The sequence below is a fragment of the Nonomuraea sp. NPDC050783 genome (genome assembly GCF_040802095.1).
In the GTDB taxonomy this organism is placed as follows: Bacteria; Actinomycetota; Actinomycetes; order Streptosporangiales; family Streptosporangiaceae; genus Nonomuraea.
Window position 1 is genome coordinate 18,073 of record NZ_JBFAHK010000017.1, and the last position, 17,008, is coordinate 35,080.

The following is a 17,008-nucleotide window of genomic DNA, read 5'->3' on the forward strand; positions in this document are numbered from 1 at the left end:
CTACTGATCCCGCGAGGTTTCTCCTCGTGCCGGAAAGGGCCGCAGGCGGCCCCGCGATAAACCGGGACGCCGCGTCGCTAATATACGTACCAGCGCGCCGCCGCCCACAGGAACGCCTCGGCTCGTGTCTTGCCGGCGAGACAGGGGGCAGGGTGCGGACGGGGCGCGGAGGGCTCAGGAACCCCGCTCCCCGCGACGTCGGCCGGAGGAGCTTGGCAGCAAGCCGTCGGCGTTTGGCAGGAATCGCGATAGCGCGAAGCCACGCCCGGTAGTTGAATCAACGGAATTCGGACGCGGCGTCCACCGGGCCCAACTGGCAGAAGGGCCTCCTTGGCATGCGCGACCGGATCCACACCCCCTGACGAGCACAGCAGAGGTGTCGGGGAAACACATCTGACAGGCGGCTGAGCGTCCTGGCCGGCTCACCCGGCAGGGGATCGCCGTGCGGACCGAGAAATACGGGGTCTCGGGTCGGCACGGCGAGCGGAAAAGAACCACATGGTACGCGGTAATTGGGGGATAGTTGCACACCGGACCCAACTCGGAACAGCCGCACGGGACGACGAAACTGCACGGGACGGCGCCGTCGGCCGCACCGCACGCCGTGGCGGCCGGCGCAGGGAGGCCGTCCATCGGATCGGGTATTCGCGTCCACAAGTCGGGCCTGTTGTTCACGTCCAGGCAGAGCCTGGAAATGTGGGAACAGGCCGGCAGCAGGCTCTTCGCCATCAACGATTCCTCGACCTGGTGGATCGCCGACTGGCTGGTCTACGGCGAGTCCACGTTCCAGGACCGCTACGAGGAAGCGATCAAACGGACCTCGCTGAGCTACCAGACCCTTCGCAACTACACCTGGGTGGCCCGCAGGTTCCCGCTGCCCCGCCGGCGGGCGGGGCTGAGCTTCAGCCATCACCTCGAGGTCGTGGCCCTCGACCAGCCGGAGCAGGACTACTGGCTGCGGAAGGCGGAGGAGCTGAGCTGGAGCAGGAACAAGCTGCGCGCCGAGGTCAAGGGAAGCCTCCTGGCCCGGCGGGGCGAGTCGCCGCTGCCGGACGCCGGGGGCTCCGCCGACGCCGGCTCGACGCTCGACGCGCGCCTGCTGCATCTCGAGCTCTCCGCCGAAGACCTGGCGCGGCTGGAAAGGGCCGCCACCAGGGACGGCGAGCCGCTCAAGACGTGGGCCGCGGCGATACTGCGGCAGGCCGCGGCCCGATCCTGACCGCTCCGAAGCGCGGCTCAAGGCGTGCCGCTGACGACGCGCCCGTCCCCGGCGGGCGGGCGCGTCACCGGCGGGTGCAACGAGCGGAAGCCGACCCTGATCCGCTCCCACGACTTCTCTGCCGCCTCCGTCCCCAGCCGCGAGGACAGCTCGGCGAGGTAGACCTCGATCGCGTCGGCCGCCCAGGCCGAATGGCCGGTCGCCACATTGTCGATGGTGTTGTGGATGTCGAAGTACTGGCTGCTGAAACCGTGCGCGCGAAGGTTGGACCGCTCCCGCCGGTACGTCCCGCCGACCCCCGACAGCTCCATCGCGAGATTGAGCCCGAGGGTCTCCGGCAGGAACCGCCGGGGAAACCTGTTGATCGACAGCCAGTAGACGGGGAGTTCGAAGGACTCGTCCCGGAAGCCCGGCCAGTCGGCGAATTCGAGAGACGCCGTGGGCGGCAGGTCGAATCCCATCTCGCGCATGAGTCCGCGGTAGATCAGCGGATGGTTCAGCCGGCGCTCGCCGTTCCCGAGCTCGTCCCAGTACGTGGCGAAGAGGAAATGGCCGAAGTCCGACGACGCCTGCCGGTAGTCGGTGAACCCGGACAGCCAGCTTCCGTCGATCAGGTTCAACGGCGCCATCTGCACGTACGTGTCGATGACCAGGTCGCGGGCCGGCGCTTCCAGGTCGCCGGAGGCCTGGAACAGCTCGTCGTGCTCGTCGTGCTGGTCGAGGAGCCATTTCCGGAGGCTGCCGGGCTGCCAGGTCCGAGGGGGTTTCCGGACCCGTTCGATGCCCGCTCGCGACCGGTCCAGCCAGTCGGAGACGTAAGTGAGCGCATAGCGGCGGAGCTCGGGCGAGTCGCCCCGGCGGAGCAGCCGGTGGTAGGCCAGGCGAATCGTCGCCGGCGCCTCGCCGGCGACGGCGCCTCGCCGCCGGCCGGCCGGGGCGGGCGGCGCCGTGCGGGAGACCTCGGCTCCGCCCGGTTCCCCTCCACCGGCCTCGGGCTTCGTGGAACGGCCGTCCTCCGGCGGCGAACCCGCGCTCCACCCGTCGCCCTCCCCCAGAGACGCGATCCACCGGCGGATCACGCTCACGTCGTCCGGGGAGAAGATCCGGAACATCGGCCCGGTGGCGTCGACGAGCCCGCCGAGGAGCCTGCTGCCGTCCGGCTGCCCCGGCTTCACCAGCCTGCTCGCGGCCAGCGCCGCCATGAACCCCTCGGCGCCGCCGTCCCTGGCGTCCACGAACCACTCCCTCAGCGGCTTGCCGTCGAGCAGGAAGTCGTCGTGGTACGCGGCCGCCTGCCGGGCGCGCAGCCGGAGCATCTCCGCCATCTCGAACGCCGGGTCGAGAGCGTTCTCGACGTCGGCGCGCAACTCGGCGCTCCACTCCTGCACACGCGCGAGAGCCCATCGCGCGCCGTGCAGCAGTCTCGCCGCCTCACCGCCGTCGGCCGCGACGAAGGCCCGCGCGATCGCGAGCGAGGTGTCGCGGGTCTGCCGGCCGAGATCGATGGAGTCCCACCGCGCCTCGACGCGCAGGCTGTCCCGCAGGAATCCGAGGGGCGGCAGCAGGCCCAGCCACCGGAGGCAGACGTCGGCGCCCAGCAGCTCCGGCAGGAACTCCTCGCCGCAACGGCTCATGGCCAGCAGCACGCCGGGCAGTTCGAACGCGCGGTCCAGCGTCTGGGGCTCGGCCGCCAGGCGCGACTCCGGCACCGCCCGGCTCGCGAGACCGAGGTCCTGAAGGAGCTCCGCATACCGGCTCCCCCGGTCGGAGCGCGAATGCCCGACCCCGACGTCAGTCGCGTACATGCCCAGCACGAGAGTGCTCAGCTCACTGTCGCCGTTGCCCGACGAGACGAGCCACTGGAGCCAGGCCCCGGAGATCAGGGCCATCGGGGCGCTGTTCAACGCGATCCGGCCGGCTATCGACGACCGCGCGTCGGCGAATCGCGGAGACTCGGCGACGAGCCGGTAGCGCTCGCCCTCGGCGTCCGCCCACTCCCCGGCGCGACGCAGGATGTGGTCAAGCTCGGCACCAGGGTCCGCAGGGGGTCCGCCGACGTGCTCCCGCCCGTGGATCGCCCGGGCCAGATCGTCGATCAGGGCATCCGAGAGCAGGATCTCCTCCGGATCGCTCGCCCTTACATAAAGAACCCGATGCGCGCAAAGCTCGTCGCCGGGCAGCCGAGCGTGATCCACGGTCATCTGAAAAATTCCCCCAGGTCTGCGCGACATCGTGAAGGAGCAAATTCCGATACGGCCTGATCGGTCTGCCACGCCGGCATCACCGTACCCAAGGCCGGCGTGCCGCCGGAAGCTGGGAGCCATTGGTCGCCGGCCCTTGTCTCGCCAGCAAGACAAAAAACGGATGCCGCTCCGGCGGACGCGAGAAGTGATAATCCGGCGGCGCGCGGGTGAGGTTTTCCGCGAGTAATCCGAGAATGCGTGCGACGCCTCCGGCGTTTATCCGGAGCCCCGGGTCATCACTGAAAGTGATCACCTGTTACGCCGGGTAGCGAGGATCTTAAGAGTTCGGTAAGCCAGGTGCGCGACGCTGTCAGCACATCGAGAAACGGCCGGGCCGGACAGCCCCCACCTTGGAGGAACATCATCATGAGGACGATCGCCGCGAGCCTGTTCATCTCCCTCGACGGTGTCGTGGAAGAGCCCGGCAACTGGCACTTCCCCTACTTCAACGACGAGATGGGCGCCGCCGTGGCCGCCCAGTCGGCCGACACCCTGCTCCTGGGCCGCAAGACCTACGACAGCTTCGCCGGCGCGTGGCCGGCCATCGAGGCGGAAGGCGGCGAGGACGCCGGCTACGCCAAGACCCTGGGTGACGCCCGCAAGATCGTGGTCTCACGCCAGGCCCTGGAGTTCACCTGGCGCAACTCCGAGCTGCTGCGCGGCGACCTGATCGAGGCCGTCACCGCGCTGAAGAACGAGCCGGGCGGCAGGATCGCCATGAGCGGCTCCATCTCCGTGATCCGCCAGCTCCTGCAGGCCGGGCTGCTGGACGAGCTGCACCTGCTGGTCCACCCCATCGCCGTCCGCAAGGGCCAGCACCTGTTCGACGAGGCGGACCAGCCCGTCCCCCTGGAGCTGGTCAAGTCCGAGACCTTCACCACGGGCGTGCTCTACCTGGTCTACCGCCCCGCCAAAGCCTCCTAGAACGACACGGCGAGCGGCGCGGCGGGCCTCGGCGGTCAGGGGCACACCTGCCGGAACTCCTCCCCCTCGACGTGGCGCCCCCACTCGGCGCGGGTGAACGAGCGGCCCGCCTGCGCGCACACCGCGGCGGCGGGGTCGGCGGGCGCCGCGACGTCCCACAGCCGCACGGTCAGGTCGGCGCCCGCCGTGGCGAGCACGGTCCCGTCCGGGCTGAAGGCCACGTCGGCCACGTTCTTCGTGTGGCCGGTCAGCGTGGGGCCGATCTGGCGGAGGGTCGGTACGTCCCACAGCCGCACGGTGGTGTCCCCCGAGCCGGTGGCGAGGATCCCGCCGTCGGGGCTGAACGCCATCGCGTCGACGGAGTTGGTGTGGCCGGTCAGGACGACCCCGTTCTGGCGCCCGCTCGCCACGTCCCACAGCCGTACGGCGCCGTCGGCCGCCGTGGTGGCCAGGATCTTCCCGTCGCCGCTGAAGGCCAGGGCGCTGTGCTGGTCCGTGGCGGCGCCGCGCAGGGGCTCCCCGATCTGGCGGCGGGTGGCGACGTCGAACAGCCGCACGGTCCGGTCGCTGCCCGCCAGCGCCAGGATCGAGCCGTCGGGGCTGAACGCCTTGGCGGGCACGAAGTCGGTGTGGCCCTTGACGACGATGCGCGGCCCGGTCTCGCGGCGGCCCGCGACGTCCCGGATCGCGACGGAGCCGCTGTTGCCGGTCAGCACCCAGAAGGCGGCGAGCCCGCCGTCGGCGCTCAGCTCGCCGAGCGAGGCGAGCCTGTCGGCGCGGCCGATCTGGCGGCGGGTGGCGGCGTCCCACCGCCGTACGGTGCCGTCCGTCCCGGCCGTGGTGAGCGTCCTGCCGTCCCCGCTGAACCTGATGGCGCGGGCGCCGGTCCACTCGCGGGGCGCCGGATCGTCCTCGGGGCGCAGGCGCGGGCCGGACTCGCGGCGGGTGGCCACGTCGAAGAAGCGGACACCGCTGTCCTCGCGGCCGGTGCCCATCGCGACCACGGGGTCGGAGGCGGCCAGGACCTTTCCTCCGGGGGCGAAGGCGACGTCGTACGTGCCGGGCATCGCCGCGCCGAGCTGCCGGTGCGCCGCCGGGTCCCACAACCACACCCGGCCGTCCGCGTCGGCGGCGGCGAGGGTCCGCCCGTCGGGGCTGAATGCCAGTCCCTTGTTCCAGAACCGCCTGCTGGTCAGCGGCTCGCCCACCTGCCGGCGGCTCGCGGTGTCCCACAGCCTGGTGTAGCCGTCCCTGCCGCCCGTGGCGAGCCGCGTCCCGTCCGGGCTGAAGGCCACCGCGGAGAAGCCGAGGTCGCTGCCGGTGCCCCGCAGGACGCCGCCGATCTGCTCGTGGGTGGTCAGGTCCCACAACCGGGCGGTACGGTCCGCGGTGCTGATCGTCGCCAGCGTCCGGCCGTCCGGGCTGAGGGAGATGCCGCTGATGTCGCCGGTGTGCCCGGTGAGCGCCCGGCCGGTCTGGCGGCGGGTGGCGAGGTCCCAGACGCGGGCGGTGTCGTCGGCGCCGGCGCTGATCAGCCGCCTTCCGTCCGGGCTGAAGGCGACCTGATCGACGGAGCGGTGGACGGAGGTGTGGTCGGCTTGGCCGAGGGGGGCTCCGGCCTGCCGGCGCTCGACGGCGTCCCACAACCGCACGGTGCCGCTCGCGGTCGCGGTCGCGAGGGTCCTGCCGCTCGGGCTGAACGCCATCGCGCGTACCCCGTCCACGACGTCCATCGGGCGTCCCAGCGGCCGGCGGGTGGCCACGTCCCAGAACACGACCTCGTGGAAGCAGGCCGTGGCCAGCACCTTCCCGTTGGGGCTGAAGGCCGTCCGGAACCCGAAGACGCACGGGCCCTCGTGGACGATCGGGTCGCCGAGCTGCCGGTGGCTCGCCGAGTCCCACAACCGGACGGTGCCGTCGTGGCCGGTCGCGAGGATGGAACCGGTGGGGCTGAACGACAACTGGTCGACGGGGCCGTCCTGCGCGGGGAGGATGCCCCGGTCCGCGCGGGCCGCCACGTCGAGCAGGCGCCGGCGCGTCTCGGGGGTCTCCGCCAGCCGCCACGCCGTCACGGCCAGCAGCGCGGACGTGACGGGGTCCTCGGTGACCTCGCTCTCCACGGCGAGCCGGCGCGACACCGCCAGTTGCCGCTCCTGGACCGCCAGCAGGCGCTGCCGGTCGGCGTTGTCCGCCGCGTTCACGGCGAGGCCGGCGGCGAGCAGGGCCAGCGCCGACAGCGTGGCCAGGCCGGCCATGACGGAGGCGCGGCGCCGGCCCGCCCGCCGCGCGGCCCCGGCGGACGCCGCGACGAAGCGGTCCACGACGGGGCCGGGCGGCGGGAAGCTGCCCGGGTCGCGGTCCCAGCGGGGCCGGCTGTCCTGGACGGCCAGCAGCCGGGCCCCGCGGTAGAGGAAGGCGGGGTCGCGGTGGTTGTCGGCCCATTGCCGGGCGTCCTCGACGAGCCGGTCGTACACGGCGTGCGCGGTGAGGTCGGGTTCGAGCCACTGCCGCAGGGTGGGCCAGGCGGTCAGCAGGGCGTCGTGGGCGATCTCCGCGCGGTCCTCGTGCAGCGTGATCAGGCGCAGTCCCGCGAACGCCGACAGCAGCTCCGCGACCCGGGCCTCGCGCCGCTGCGGGTCCGCGACGGCCGCGGCGGCCGCGTGCAGCTCGGCCCAGGTCGCGCCGCGTCGCGCCAGCCGCCCGCCCGGGGTGATCAGGGTCATCCGCCGGAACATCCGCAGCGTGGCCTTGCGGTCGTCGGGAGGCAGCCGGCCGAGCACCTCGTCGGCCGTGCGCTGCACGGAGGCGCGGACCTGGCCGGACTCCTCGTACCCGCGGATGGTCAGCCTGCCGCCCTCGCGCCTTTCCCAGGTGTTGAGCAGGGCCTGCGACAGCAGCGGCAGGGAGGCGGCCTCGAAGCCGTCACCGGCGCGCACCTCCCGCAGGATGATGTCCACCAGGCCGGGTTCGAGCTCCAGGCCCGCCGCGGCGGCGGGGCCGGTGATGGCCAGCCGCAGGTCCGGCTCCGTCATCGGCTCGACGATCACCTGGCCGTCCTGGATGGCCCCGGCGAGCAGGGGGTAGGCGGCGCAGCGGTCCCAGTAGTCCGCGCGCACCCCGATGACCACCGCGCCGCCGGCCCCGGCCAGGGCGTGCAGGGCCCGGACGAACGCCTGGCGCTCCTCCTCGTCGTCCACCAGGGTGAACAGCTCCTCGAACTGGTCCACCACCAGCACGAACCGCCCTTCCGGCGGGCCGCTCCTCCCCAGGAGGGGCCGTAATCGCTCGCGGGCCTCCTCCGCGCCGCCGCCGTACGCCCGCGCCCAGGCTTCGGCCAGCGCGCGGAACGGCTCCGCGGTCGGCGTGACGAGCAGGCGCGGCCAGTCCCGCGACCCGGGCAGCAGCGGCGTGCCCTCCGCGAGCGCCGGCAGCAGGCCCGCCCGCAGCAGCGACGACTTGCCCACGCCCGAGGCCCCCGAGACCAGCAGGATGGAGCCGTGCTCCCGCAGCCGGGGCGCGAGCCGTTCCAGCAGGTCGCGGAGCGCCCGCCGGCGGCCGAAGAACAGCTCGCTCCTGTCGCTGTCGAACGGCGCGAGCCCCTGGTACGGGCACATCTCGTCAGGGCGCACCTCGTCAGGGCGCGCCTCGCCCGGGCCGGGGACCGGGCCGGGGGCCGTGCCGGACGCCTCCCGCTCTCCCATGCTCCTCATTCTCGCCGCGCGCCGGCCGGCCGCCGGGCTCAGTCCAGCCAGCGGCCGACGCCACGCACGGTGACGTCGAGCAGCTTCGCCGGGTCCGCCGGGTCGGGGTAGTAGATGATCATGGTGGTGCCGGCCGGGAGCAACATCTTGACGGCCTGGACGCACCCGGCCACGACCTGGCGCTGCCGGTCGGGCCCGGTGCCCGTGACCGGCACCGCGTCGCAGACGCCGCCCGGGTTGTTCATGACCAGCCGGAGCGTGTTCTCGCGCAGCGCCACCTCCCGCGTGGCGACGCGGTAGGCGAGCTGCGTCTCCAGGTGCCAGGCCGGGGGCGTCATGGGCAGGCCGAACTCCTGCCTGTACAGCAGGCCGAGACGGTCCTCAAGGGCCGCCAGGCCGGCGTGCAGCCCGCTCTCGACCGTGGAGCCGGCCCACTTCTGGAGGTCGTCGGCGGGTGGCAGGCTCGCGATCGGCAGCCCGTTCGCGTCGAGCACCCGCCCGGAGCCGTCGACGATGTAGCCCTGGTTGTTCAGCTTCTTGATCGACTCGCTCACGTCCCTGAGCCGGGAGGCGGCATCCGCGAACGGGCACTGCCCGCCGTCCATGACGCATCCGATCGGCACCAGGCGCAGGAGCGAGGTCGCCAGGTCGCTCTCGTGGATCGCCGAGAGGATGGTCCGGTCGGACAGGTGCTCGCGCAGGTACATCGTGCCCCAGATCGAGTTGTACTCCGCGAAGCGCAGCTCCTCCGGGACGAGCGACTCCACGAAGGTCCCCTTCCACTGGCTCGCGTACTTGTCCCAGTCGGGATCGGTCTGGTCCAGGAGCCCGGTGACGCAGTCCGAGAAGTTCTTCTTCACGCTCGCGGAGCCGCCCACGGCGAGGGACTTGCACGTCTTGACCACGTTCCACTGGGAGGCGGCGTTGATCAGGTCCTGTCCGGTCAGGGCCATGTACTCCTCGGCGAGGCGGTGGGTCTCCGTCTCCCGGTCGGCGATCCCTCGCGCCGCGAAGGCGAACAGCGGGCTCAGGACGACGGACATGTAGGCGTCCCGGGCCTTGCCGACGAACTGCTCCCTGCAGTGCTTGACGCGCTCCTGGGCGTAGCCGTCCGGGTCGTAGAGCGGCCCCTTGGGGTCGTTGAGGATCTTGTCGACGTAGGCGTTGCAGTCGTGGTACCCGGGCAGGCCGTCCTCGGGCCCCACTTGCAGTGCCCGTACCACTCGGCCTTGAGGTCGTCCAGACGTTCCTTGGCCTCCGCCCGGTAGTGGTCGAACACCTCGGCGGCGATGCGGGCCGCTTCGGACGCGCTCCTGCCCGCCCGGATCTGCGCCGCGTACGCGGCGTCGTAGGCGGCGAAGGCGCCGGCCGCGTCCCGTGCCGCCGACACGGCCGAGGCGCGGGCCCAGCGGGCGGAAAGGGACGCCCTCCCGGCCGGCTCCTGGGCCTGCCTGGTCGCGTCGGCGGCGGTGCGGACGGCCTGCGCGGCCCGTTCGGCGGAGGCGGCGGCGTCGCGGGCGTGGGCGACGGCCTCGGTCGCCCGTTGTGCCTGGCGTTTGGCCTCCGCCGACTCCCGCCCGGCCAGCGCGGCGAGGTGCTCCGCCTCCTGCGCGTCGTTCCTGGCCGCCAGGGACTCGGCCTTCGCCCGCTCGGCCCGCGCGGCGGCGGAGATCGCCTCGAACGCCGCGCGGCGGGTCGCCTCCTCGGCGCTCGCCCGGAGGTCGCCCAGGGTCTGGTTCTCGTTGTCCCGGGCCTGGGCCACCCCCCAGTCGATCTGGACGAACCGTTCCTGCATCTCCAGGCTGCCGTCCTGGAGCGCCCGGTTCGCCGCGGCCTGCACCTCCGGGCGGCCTTCGGCCATCGCGCGGTTGACCACCGCCCGCAGGTCCATCCGGTACGGCAGCCGCCACCCCGACTCGATGAACCGTCCCAGGTCCTCGCGCGACCCGTTGCGCAGCACCGCGTTCGCGGCGGCCCTGACCTCCGGCCCGCCGGCCGCCCGCATCTCGTTCACGCCGGCGCGCAGGTCGATTTCCCTGGACCGCTCCCAGCCGCCGTCGAGGAACCTCGTCACGGCGCCGGAGTCGTCCGAGACCAGGGCCGCGTTGGCGGCGGCGGACACCTCGGGGCCCCGTGGGCCTTGATGCGGCCGACCTGCTCGCGGTCGTCCTGCGTCGCGAGCCGGGGAAGCCGGCCGAGGAAGGCGCAGATCGCCGCGTCGTCCCCGAGCAGGGCCTCCTCGGCGGCCGGGCGGACGTTGACGCCGCCCGTGACCCAGGCTTCCAGGACCACCTGGCGGTCGCAGGCCGGCGCGCCGGGCGGGTCCGCCTCCGCCGCCCGGGCCGCACCGGCCGGGCCGCCCAGGAGGAGCAGCGGGAGTAGCGGGAGCACGACGCCGACGGCACCCACGGCCCGCCATGAAGGCCGGCCTCGCCACGCGCGTACCGCGTTCATCGGGTTCATCGCGTTCATTGCGTTCATCGGGTTCATGAGGTGACGACCCGCAGTTCCAGGAGGGTTTCTCGGCAGTTGTCGGGATAATCCGGATGGTTCTCGTCGCAGATGGTGTCCGTCCGGCCGAACTGCTCGCTCTCGTCCCGCTCGACGCGCTTGGTCCGCTCCGTGCCGGATGTCACGTTCACCACGGTCGCGTCCACGTCATGGCCGGCTCCCGGCGAGCGGCTGTCGCCCTGGACCTCGTAGACGTTCGGGATCCGGAGCTTCACGTACCCCGCGGGTGCGAGGACTTTGAAGCACACCGCCGTCACGCCGAGGTGCGGCTCGCCGACCTCGGTCTGGCCGTTCAGCAGGCCGGGGAAGACCTTGATCACGCCGACCCCGTTCTCGGGGGACGCGGTGCACGAGACCCAGATGATCCCGCCGTTGCCGGAGAGCAGCTCGAAGTTCCGCGCCTCGGCCTCGTCCGTCCCCCAGTCGGCCTGGCCGGAGGTGCCCGCGAACTGGTGGCGGAAGTCCACGGGGTAGGCGAAGCTCTCCAGGATGGAGTCGGGGCGGACGGCGGGCCGCACGGTGACCAGGGCCGGCACCGCGGGCGGGTAGGCCCGGCCCACGACCCACGCGAGCTGGCCGCCCGGCTGGTAGAAGAACAGCTGCCCCTGCGCGCCCCAGCTCCGGTGGTCCAGGGCGATGGCGCGGTCCGCCCCGTTCTTCAGCTCGTAGCCGCCGATCCCGGCCGAGCTGGGCCAGTACGCCCGGAAGGACGTGGTGGGCTCGGCCGCGACCAGGCGCACCCAGCTCGCCAGGTCGTCCACCCGCACCGCCTCGGCGCCCCGCGGCCCGTCGCCGGCCGCGCCGAGGCAGCCCCCCTGCCCCGCGTCGATGCTGAGCCCGACGAGCTCCGGGCCGCTCCCGCCGGTGCGGACGACCGGCGCGCCCGCGTCGCCCTGGCAGGCGCTCACCTCGCCGCCGTCCGCTCCGGTCCAGCCGAACGAGCCGGCGGCCACGCTCCCCGTCACGACCGGCGCGGTGTGCGGCCGGCGCGGCGCCCACTCCCCGGCGGTCCGGCCGTAATCGGCGACCCGCAGTGCGTCCCCGGTGGCCGGGGCGGTGGCGCCGACCGCGACAGGCGCGATGTCGAGCACCCGCAGCGCCAGCCGGATCAGCACGACCTCCCGGTCGCGGTGCGGGTGGATCCAGTTCACCGGCAGCACCCGCCCGCCCGAGCCGGACGGGTCCGTCCCGCCGATCGTCACCGTCGGTGCCGCGCTCGCGACGGCCTCCCCCTCGGAGGCGAAGCAACTGGTGGCGGTGATCACCCACTGCGGGCTGACCAGGGCCCGGTGCAACTGTGCAGCTCGCCGACGTTCACCTTCGCCTCGAAGCCCCACGCGCTGTCGGTGGGCGGGCTCCTGCCCCTCACCGCGTGGGCCGGCGTCGCCCCGGCCCAGAGAACGGCGGAGGAGACGGCCAGGAGGATCGCGAGGGTGGAGAGGGACAAGTGGCGGAATGCCCGCTGGAGGTTCACGGCACGATGGTGGGAGCCGGGCTCCGGGCGGGCCAGGACAGCAACCGGACATCCGGCGGTCACTCGCGCGGCGGGCCCGGCGGGCCGGCCGCGCGCGGCCGGCAATCGTTCGGCAAGCGCGCCGGGCGATGCTCTCCGCGGAAGGGAGAGCACCATGAGCGGATTCCTGCGGCCTCCGGAGACGACACCGGAGGTACGGCGGCTGTACGACGAGGACCTGGCCGAGCACGGCCACGTCATGAACCTCACCCGGCTGTGGGCCCACCAGCCGGACACCGTCACCGGGCTGTTCGACCTGCTCCGGCAGAGCGTCGAGGCGGGCGGGCTCGACCTGCGTACCCGCGGCGTCCTGGTGACCGCCTGCGCCTCGGCCCTCGGGGACTCGTACTGCTCGCTGGCCTGGGGAGGCAGGCTGGCCGAGTCCGCCGGGGCCCGTACGGCGGCGGGGGTGCTGCGGGGCGACGACGACGGGCTGACGCCCCGGGAGCGGGTGCTGGCCCGCTGGGCGCGGATGGTGGCCCGCGACCCCAACGGGATCGGCCAGGCGGACGTGGGCGCGCTGCGGGAGGCGGGGTTCGACGACGGCCGGATCTTCGCGATCACCGTCTTCGTGGCGCTGCGGGTCGCGTTCTCGACCGTCAACGACGCGCTCGGCGCGCGGCCCGACGCCGCCCTGCGCGACGCGGCGCCGCGGCCCGTGCTGGAGGCCGTCACCTTCGGCCGCCCGATCGAGGACCGCCCGACCGAGGACCGCCCGACCGAGGACCAGCCGCTCTGACCCGCTGCCGGCGGGCGGAAGGGGCTTGCATCCGGTACCCGGGTACGGGTTTACCGTCGGGACATGACACGAGGACCTTCCCCCGGCTGGCAGTGGGTGCCCCCGGCGTGCACGCTGCCCACCGCCGAGCGGCCGCCGCGGGTGGCCGAGTTCGACGAGCTGTTCGCCGGGGCCGTGCGGGCGGTGCGGCGCCCCGGCCGCGAGCGGCTGCGGCTGGAGCTGGCCTTCAGCCCCGGCAACGCGGCGCGGGCCGCCGAGCTGACGGCGCGCGAGAGCGGCTGCTGCTCGTTCTTCACCTTCACCCTCACCGTCGCGGACGGCGGCCTCGCGCTGGAGGTCGCGGTGCCGCCGGAGCACGCCGGGGTGCTGGACGCGTTGCAGGCCCGCGCCGGCGCGGCGGCCGCCCCGGCATGAGACGGGATCTCGACGGGCCTTATCTGCGCAGCGGGCAGGTGGCGGAGCGGGCGGGTGTCAACCTCCAGACCCTGCGGTACTACGAGCGGCGGGGGCTGATCCCCGAGCCCCGGCGCAGCCCCGGCGGGCACCGCGCGTACCCGCCGGAGACCGTCACCCTGCTCACCGTGATCAAGGCCGCTCAGCGGCTCGGCTTCACCCTGGAGGAGGTGGGCGAGCTGATCGGCCCCGGCGGGCGCGGCCGTCCCACCCCCGACCTGCGGGCCCGGGCCGAGGCCAAGATCGCCGAGGTGGACGCGCGGATCGCCGACCTGACCACCGTCCGGCGGGCGCTCGCCGCGGTCGTCGCCGCCGGCTGCGACAGCCTGACGCACTGCACCTGCCCCGGCTGCCCGCTGCCGGCCACCGGGCCGACCACCGGGCCGACGACCGAGCCGACCACCGGACCGGCCACCGAGCCGACGACCGGGCCGAACGCGGGCCGGACTGCGGTGTACTGGCGGTCATGACGGTCGTTCGCTCGTTGTTGTTGTTCGCCCTGGCCGCGGTAGCCGAGATCGGCGGGGCCTGGCTGGTCTGGCAGGGGGTGCGCGAGCAGCGCGGCCTGCTGTGGATCGGGGCCGGCGTGGTCGCGCTCGGCCTGTACGGGCTCGTCGCCACGTTGCAGCCGGACGCGGGCTTCGGCCGCGTCCTGGCCGCCTACGGCGGCGTCTTCGTCGCCGGGTCGCTGCTCTGGGGCATGGTGGTGGACGGGTTCCGGCCCGACCGCTGGGACGTCACCGGCGCGCTGGTCTGCCTGGCGGGCGTCCTGGTGATCATGTACGCGCCGCGCGGCTGACCGCCCGGCTCCGGTTCCACCACAGGGACAGGGACAGGGCCGCGGCGACGAGGAGGGCACCGGCTCCCGCGAAGGCGGCGGCGGTGTCCACGCGCTCGTGGACGACGGTGAAGGTGCCGGGGAGGGCGTCGAGGGCGTCCTGGAGCTGGTCGGCGTTCTCGGCGCGGTGGTAGGAGCCGCCGGTGGTGCGCGCGATCTGCCTGAGCGCGGGCTCGTCGATGAGGCGGACGTTGCGGCCGCCCCGGTCGAAGCCGCCCCGGCCGCCGAAGCCGCCGCCCCAGGTGAAGCCGCGGCTGTCGAGCTGGGAGCTGTCGCAGACCATCGGGGCCGGGTTCGTGGTGCCGAAGCCGATGGTGAAGACGCGGACGCGGCGCAGGGCCGCCTCCTGGGCGGCGGTCCGCGGATCGACGCCCTGGGTGTTGGCGCCGTCGGTGAGGACGACGATCGCCGCGCCGGCGTAGCCCTGTCCTGAGCCGGCGGGCGGGGTCGCGCCCGTGGGGGCGACCGACGGGTCCACCTCGGCGATCGCGTCGATGGAGGTGAGCACGGCCTGGCCGATCGCGGTGCCGCGGTAGGTGCTGAGGTTCTCCAGCGCCTCGATCAGCGCGTCGGTGTCGTCGGTGGGCGGGACGAGCAGGCCCGCGGTGCCCGCGAAGGTGACCAGGCCGATGCGCGGCCCGCCGCGCTGCGACTCGATGAAGTCGGCGGCGGCCTTCCTGGCGGCGGTGAGGCGGTTGGGGTCCACGTCCGTGGAGCACATGGAGCCGGAGGTGTCGAGGGCGAGCAGGATCGTCGCCGACCTCATCGGCACCGGCACCGACGCCTGCGGGCGGGCGGCGCCGGCCGCGAGCAGCACGAGCCCGGCGACGAGCAGCGCGGGCGGGATCCTCCTGGTCCAGCGGGTACGTCCCGGCAGCGCGGCGCGGACCAGCGCGATCGAGGTGACGCGCACGGCGGCCCGCCGGCGGCGGCGCAGCGCCCACCAGCGCACGACGAGGATCAGCGGGACGACCAGGACGGACAGCAGCGCCCACGGCCACGACAGCGACATCAGATCACCCGCCCGGTCCTGAGCACGGTGAGCGCCGCCCCCGCGCCGAGCAGCGCGAGGGCGAGCACGATCAGCCCGCCGGCGAGGGGCAGCGGCTCGTCGGAGACGGTGAGCCGCAGGTCGATCGTGTCGGCGATCCCGTCGAGCCGCGCGGCGTCGGAGGCGGGGTGGTAGCCGCCGCCGGTGGTCTGCGCGATCAAGGTGAGGGTCTCCTCCTCCAGCGAGGTCTGCAGACGGAAGCCGTCCACCATCACCGTCGTCCCGGCCGTGGTGCCGACGCCGACGGTGTGGATGTGGACGCCAGCCTTCTGGGCGACCTCGGCGGCGCGCTCGGTCTCCGCGTCGGCGTTCTGGCCCCGGTTCTGGCCGTCGGAGAACATCACGATCGTCGCGGACGGCCAGTAGCCGAGGTCGGGGACGGTGCCGTCGGTGCGGACGGCGACCTGCCTGCCGGTGATCGCCGTCAGCGAGGCCGTGATGGCCGTCCCGAGCGAGGTGCCGCCGGAGACCTTCAGGCGGTCGATGGCGGCCAGCGCCTTGGCGTGGTCGGCGTCGGGGCGGGCGGTGGTGAGCGCGCCCCGCTCGAACGCGACGACGCCGATGTCCACGCTGTCGGGCTGCGCCTCGACGAACGCGCGGGCCGCCCGCTGCGCGGCCGCCAGCCGGTTGGGGGCGACGTCGTCGGCGCCCATGCTGTTGGAGACGTCGATGGCGAGGACGACGGTCCCGGCGGTCCGCGGGACCGGCACCAGGGCCGCCGGCCCGGCGGTGGCGAGCGCGAGCACGGCGACGCCGGCGATGGTCAGGCCGGTCCCGAGGTGCGCCCGGCGCCCGCCGCCCGGCAGGGCGACGCCGGCCGCGGCGAGCGCGGCCCTCCTGCGGCGGGCCGAGACGACGGCCGCCCAGGCGAGCGCCGCCGTGACGAGCAGCCCGGCGGCCAGCAGCAGCGGGGAGGCCAGGGTCATGGCGACCGGTCCCGGGTCCTGGCGACGACCTCGACCAGCGCCTCGGCCAGGTCGCGGTCGGTGCCGATCCGGTGGACGGGCACGCCGGCCCGGCGCATGCCCGCCGCCAGCCGGGCGTCGCGGGCGTCCACCTCCTCGCGCAGGCGCAGGCGCAGCAGCGGGTCGGCGGTGTCCACGACGAGCTGCTCGCCGGTCTCGGCGTCCTCGACCACGACGAGACCGGCCTCGGGCAGGACGTCGTCGGCGGCGTCCACGATGCGCAGGGCGACGACCTCGTGCCGGCGGGCCAGGCGCTGGAGCGAGCGTTCCCAGTCGCCGTCGCCGATGAAGTCCGACAGCACGACGACGAGGGCGCGGCGGCGGGCCAGGCGCCCGGCCGCGTCGAGCATCCCGGCCAGGTCCGTGGTGGCGCCGCCGCCCTGGGCCGAGGCGGTGCGGTCCAGCTCGGCGGCGATCCGCAGCGCGTGCCTGCGGGAGGTGCCGGGCGGCACCACGCGCAGTACCCCGGTGTCGAACAGCAGCGCGCCGACCCGGTTGCCGCCCCGCCCGAACAGCCGGGCCAGGACGAGCGCCAGCTCGGCGAGCACGTCGTGCTTGCCGCGCCCCGGCCTGCCGACCGCCATCGACGCCGAGCGGTCGAGGACGAGCCACACCGTCAGCTCGCGGTCCTCGGTGAAGACGCGCAGGTGCGGCTGGTCCAGGCGGGCGGTGACGTTCCAGTCGATGTGCCGGGCGTCGTCGCCCTCCGCGTACGCGCGCAGCCCGGTGAAGTCGATCCCGGCGCCCCGGTGCGCGGTGCGGTGGGCGCCCTGGAGCCGGCCGTCCAGCCTGCGGACGACCTTCCACTCCAGGCGGAGCAGCAGCCTCTCGGGAGCGGTGGTCATGGGCGG

15 protein-coding genes are annotated in these 17,008 nt (G+C 74.1%); 6 read left to right on the forward strand and 9 right to left on the reverse strand.

The annotated features are described in order from the left end of the window. Positions 1-604 precede the first annotated feature (604 nt). Positions 605-1,219, forward strand: a complete 615-nt coding sequence (locus AB0H75_RS35030; protein ID WP_367804126.1) for an LmbU family transcriptional regulator — start codon at positions 605-607, stop codon at positions 1,217-1,219. Positions 1,220-1,236: 17 nt separating this feature from the next. Here AB0H75_RS35030 and AB0H75_RS35035 read toward each other — a convergent pair whose 3' ends face one another. Beyond that, positions 1,237-3,420 (reverse strand): iron-containing redox enzyme family protein, encoded by a 2,184-nt coding sequence (locus AB0H75_RS35035; protein ID WP_367803929.1) that lies wholly within the window; start codon positions 3,418-3,420, stop codon positions 1,237-1,239. Between the two features lie 408 nt (positions 3,421-3,828). Here AB0H75_RS35035 and AB0H75_RS35040 point away from each other — a divergent pair, with 408 nt between their 5' ends. Further along, positions 3,829-4,386 carry a dihydrofolate reductase family protein gene (locus AB0H75_RS35040; protein WP_367803930.1) on the forward strand — a complete coding sequence of 186 codons (558 nt, stop codon included), beginning with the start codon at positions 3,829-3,831 and terminating at the stop codon, positions 4,384-4,386. Between the two features lie 35 nt (positions 4,387-4,421). On the opposite strand, the gene AB0H75_RS35045 is transcribed toward AB0H75_RS35040, so the two are convergent. The 5 genes from AB0H75_RS35045 to AB0H75_RS35065 all read right to left on the reverse strand — a co-directional run bounded on the left by AB0H75_RS35045 (position 4,422) and on the right by AB0H75_RS35065 (position 11,893). After that, a complete protein-coding gene (locus tag AB0H75_RS35045) occupies positions 4,422-8,087 on the reverse strand; it encodes an AAA family ATPase (RefSeq protein WP_367803932.1) in 3,666 nt (1,221 codons plus the stop codon). A 38-nt stretch (positions 8,088-8,125) separates the two neighbouring features. Then, positions 8,126-9,130: a DddA-like double-stranded DNA deaminase toxin gene (locus AB0H75_RS35050; protein WP_367804127.1), complete on the reverse strand. Its 1,005-nt coding sequence runs from the start codon at positions 9,128-9,130 to the stop codon at positions 8,126-8,128. After that, positions 9,115-10,209: an ALF repeat-containing protein gene (locus tag AB0H75_RS35055; protein WP_367803933.1), complete on the reverse strand. Its 1,095-nt coding sequence runs from the start codon at positions 10,207-10,209 to the stop codon at positions 9,115-9,117. Before AB0H75_RS35055 ends, AB0H75_RS35050 begins: the two co-directional genes overlap by 16 nt. Continuing rightward, positions 10,158-10,478 carry an ALF repeat-containing protein gene (locus tag AB0H75_RS35060; protein WP_367803934.1) on the reverse strand — a complete coding sequence of 107 codons (321 nt, stop codon included), beginning with the start codon at positions 10,476-10,478 and terminating at the stop codon, positions 10,158-10,160. The genes AB0H75_RS35055 and AB0H75_RS35060 overlap by 52 nt, the downstream gene beginning before the upstream one ends. 95 nt (positions 10,479-10,573) lie before the next feature. Further along, entirely contained in the window at positions 10,574-11,893 is a 1,320-nt protein-coding gene (locus tag AB0H75_RS35065) for a trypsin-like serine protease (protein ID WP_367803935.1), read from the reverse strand. A gap of 333 nt (positions 11,894-12,226) precedes the next feature. Between AB0H75_RS35065 and AB0H75_RS35070 the strand changes: the two genes are divergently transcribed. The 4 genes from AB0H75_RS35070 (at position 12,227) to AB0H75_RS35085 (ending at position 14,102) form a co-directional block, all read left to right on the forward strand. Continuing rightward, a complete protein-coding gene (locus tag AB0H75_RS35070; RefSeq protein ID WP_367803936.1) occupies positions 12,227-12,850 on the forward strand; it encodes a carboxymuconolactone decarboxylase family protein in 624 nt (207 codons plus the stop codon). Positions 12,851-12,913: 63 nt separating this feature from the next. After that, the gene (locus AB0H75_RS35075) at positions 12,914-13,264 is read left to right on the forward strand and encodes a hypothetical protein (protein WP_367803937.1); all 351 of its coding nucleotides are present in this window, start codon (positions 12,914-12,916) and stop codon (positions 13,262-13,264) included. Next, positions 13,261-13,773, forward strand: a complete 513-nt coding sequence (locus AB0H75_RS35080) for a MerR family transcriptional regulator (protein WP_367803938.1) — start codon at positions 13,261-13,263, stop codon at positions 13,771-13,773. The genes AB0H75_RS35075 and AB0H75_RS35080 overlap by 4 nt, the downstream gene beginning before the upstream one ends. After that, positions 13,770-14,102, forward strand: a complete 333-nt coding sequence (locus AB0H75_RS35085) for a YnfA family protein (protein WP_367803939.1) — start codon at positions 13,770-13,772, stop codon at positions 14,100-14,102. The genes AB0H75_RS35080 and AB0H75_RS35085 overlap by 4 nt, the downstream gene beginning before the upstream one ends. On the opposite strand, the gene AB0H75_RS35090 is transcribed toward AB0H75_RS35085, so the two are convergent. From AB0H75_RS35090 to AB0H75_RS35100, 3 genes are read right to left on the reverse strand one after another with little or no spacing between them, the layout of a single operon-like run. Next, a complete protein-coding gene (locus AB0H75_RS35090; protein WP_367803940.1) occupies positions 14,080-15,153 on the reverse strand; it encodes a VWA domain-containing protein in 1,074 nt (357 codons plus the stop codon). The two genes, AB0H75_RS35085 and AB0H75_RS35090, sit on opposite strands and share 23 nt — an antisense overlap. Further along, positions 15,153-16,118 (reverse strand): VWA domain-containing protein, encoded by a 966-nt coding sequence (locus AB0H75_RS35095; RefSeq protein ID WP_367803941.1) that lies wholly within the window; start codon positions 16,116-16,118, stop codon positions 15,153-15,155. Before AB0H75_RS35095 ends, AB0H75_RS35090 begins: the two co-directional genes overlap by 1 nt. Beyond that, complete coding sequence (locus AB0H75_RS35100) at positions 16,115-17,002, reverse strand: DUF58 domain-containing protein (RefSeq protein WP_367803942.1); 888 nt, start codon at positions 17,000-17,002, stop codon at positions 16,115-16,117. The genes AB0H75_RS35095 and AB0H75_RS35100 overlap by 4 nt, the downstream gene beginning before the upstream one ends. Positions 17,003-17,008 lie beyond the last annotated feature (6 nt).

Excerpts from the sequence above, each read along its gene's own strand:
- AB0H75_RS35090 (WP_367803940.1), bottom strand. The coding sequence starts at position 15,153 with ATGTCGCTGTCGTGGCCGTGGGCGCTGCTGTCCGTCCTGGTCGTCCCG.
- AB0H75_RS35040 (WP_367803930.1), top strand. The coding sequence starts at position 3,829 with ATGAGGACGATCGCCGCGAGCCTGTTCATCTCCCTCGACGGTGTCGTG.
- AB0H75_RS35075 (WP_367803937.1), top strand. The coding sequence starts at position 12,914 with ATGACACGAGGACCTTCCCCCGGCTGGCAGTGGGTGCCCCCGGCGTGC.
- AB0H75_RS35100 (WP_367803942.1), bottom strand. The coding sequence starts at position 17,002 with ATGACCACCGCTCCCGAGAGGCTGCTGCTCCGCCTGGAGTGGAAGGTC.
- AB0H75_RS35070 (WP_367803936.1), top strand. The coding sequence starts at position 12,227 with ATGAGCGGATTCCTGCGGCCTCCGGAGACGACACCGGAGGTACGGCGG.
- AB0H75_RS35045 (WP_367803932.1), bottom strand. The coding sequence starts at position 8,087 with ATGGGAGAGCGGGAGGCGTCCGGCACGGCCCCCGGCCCGGTCCCCGGC.
- AB0H75_RS35080 (WP_367803938.1), top strand. The coding sequence starts at position 13,261 with ATGAGACGGGATCTCGACGGGCCTTATCTGCGCAGCGGGCAGGTGGCG.
- AB0H75_RS35095 (WP_367803941.1), bottom strand. The coding sequence starts at position 16,118 with ATGACCCTGGCCTCCCCGCTGCTGCTGGCCGCCGGGCTGCTCGTCACG.
- AB0H75_RS35085 (WP_367803939.1), top strand. The coding sequence starts at position 13,770 with ATGACGGTCGTTCGCTCGTTGTTGTTGTTCGCCCTGGCCGCGGTAGCC.
- AB0H75_RS35050 (WP_367804127.1), bottom strand. The coding sequence starts at position 9,130 with ATGTCCGTCGTCCTGAGCCCGCTGTTCGCCTTCGCGGCGCGAGGGATC.
- AB0H75_RS35035 (WP_367803929.1), bottom strand. The coding sequence starts at position 3,420 with ATGACCGTGGATCACGCTCGGCTGCCCGGCGACGAGCTTTGCGCGCAT.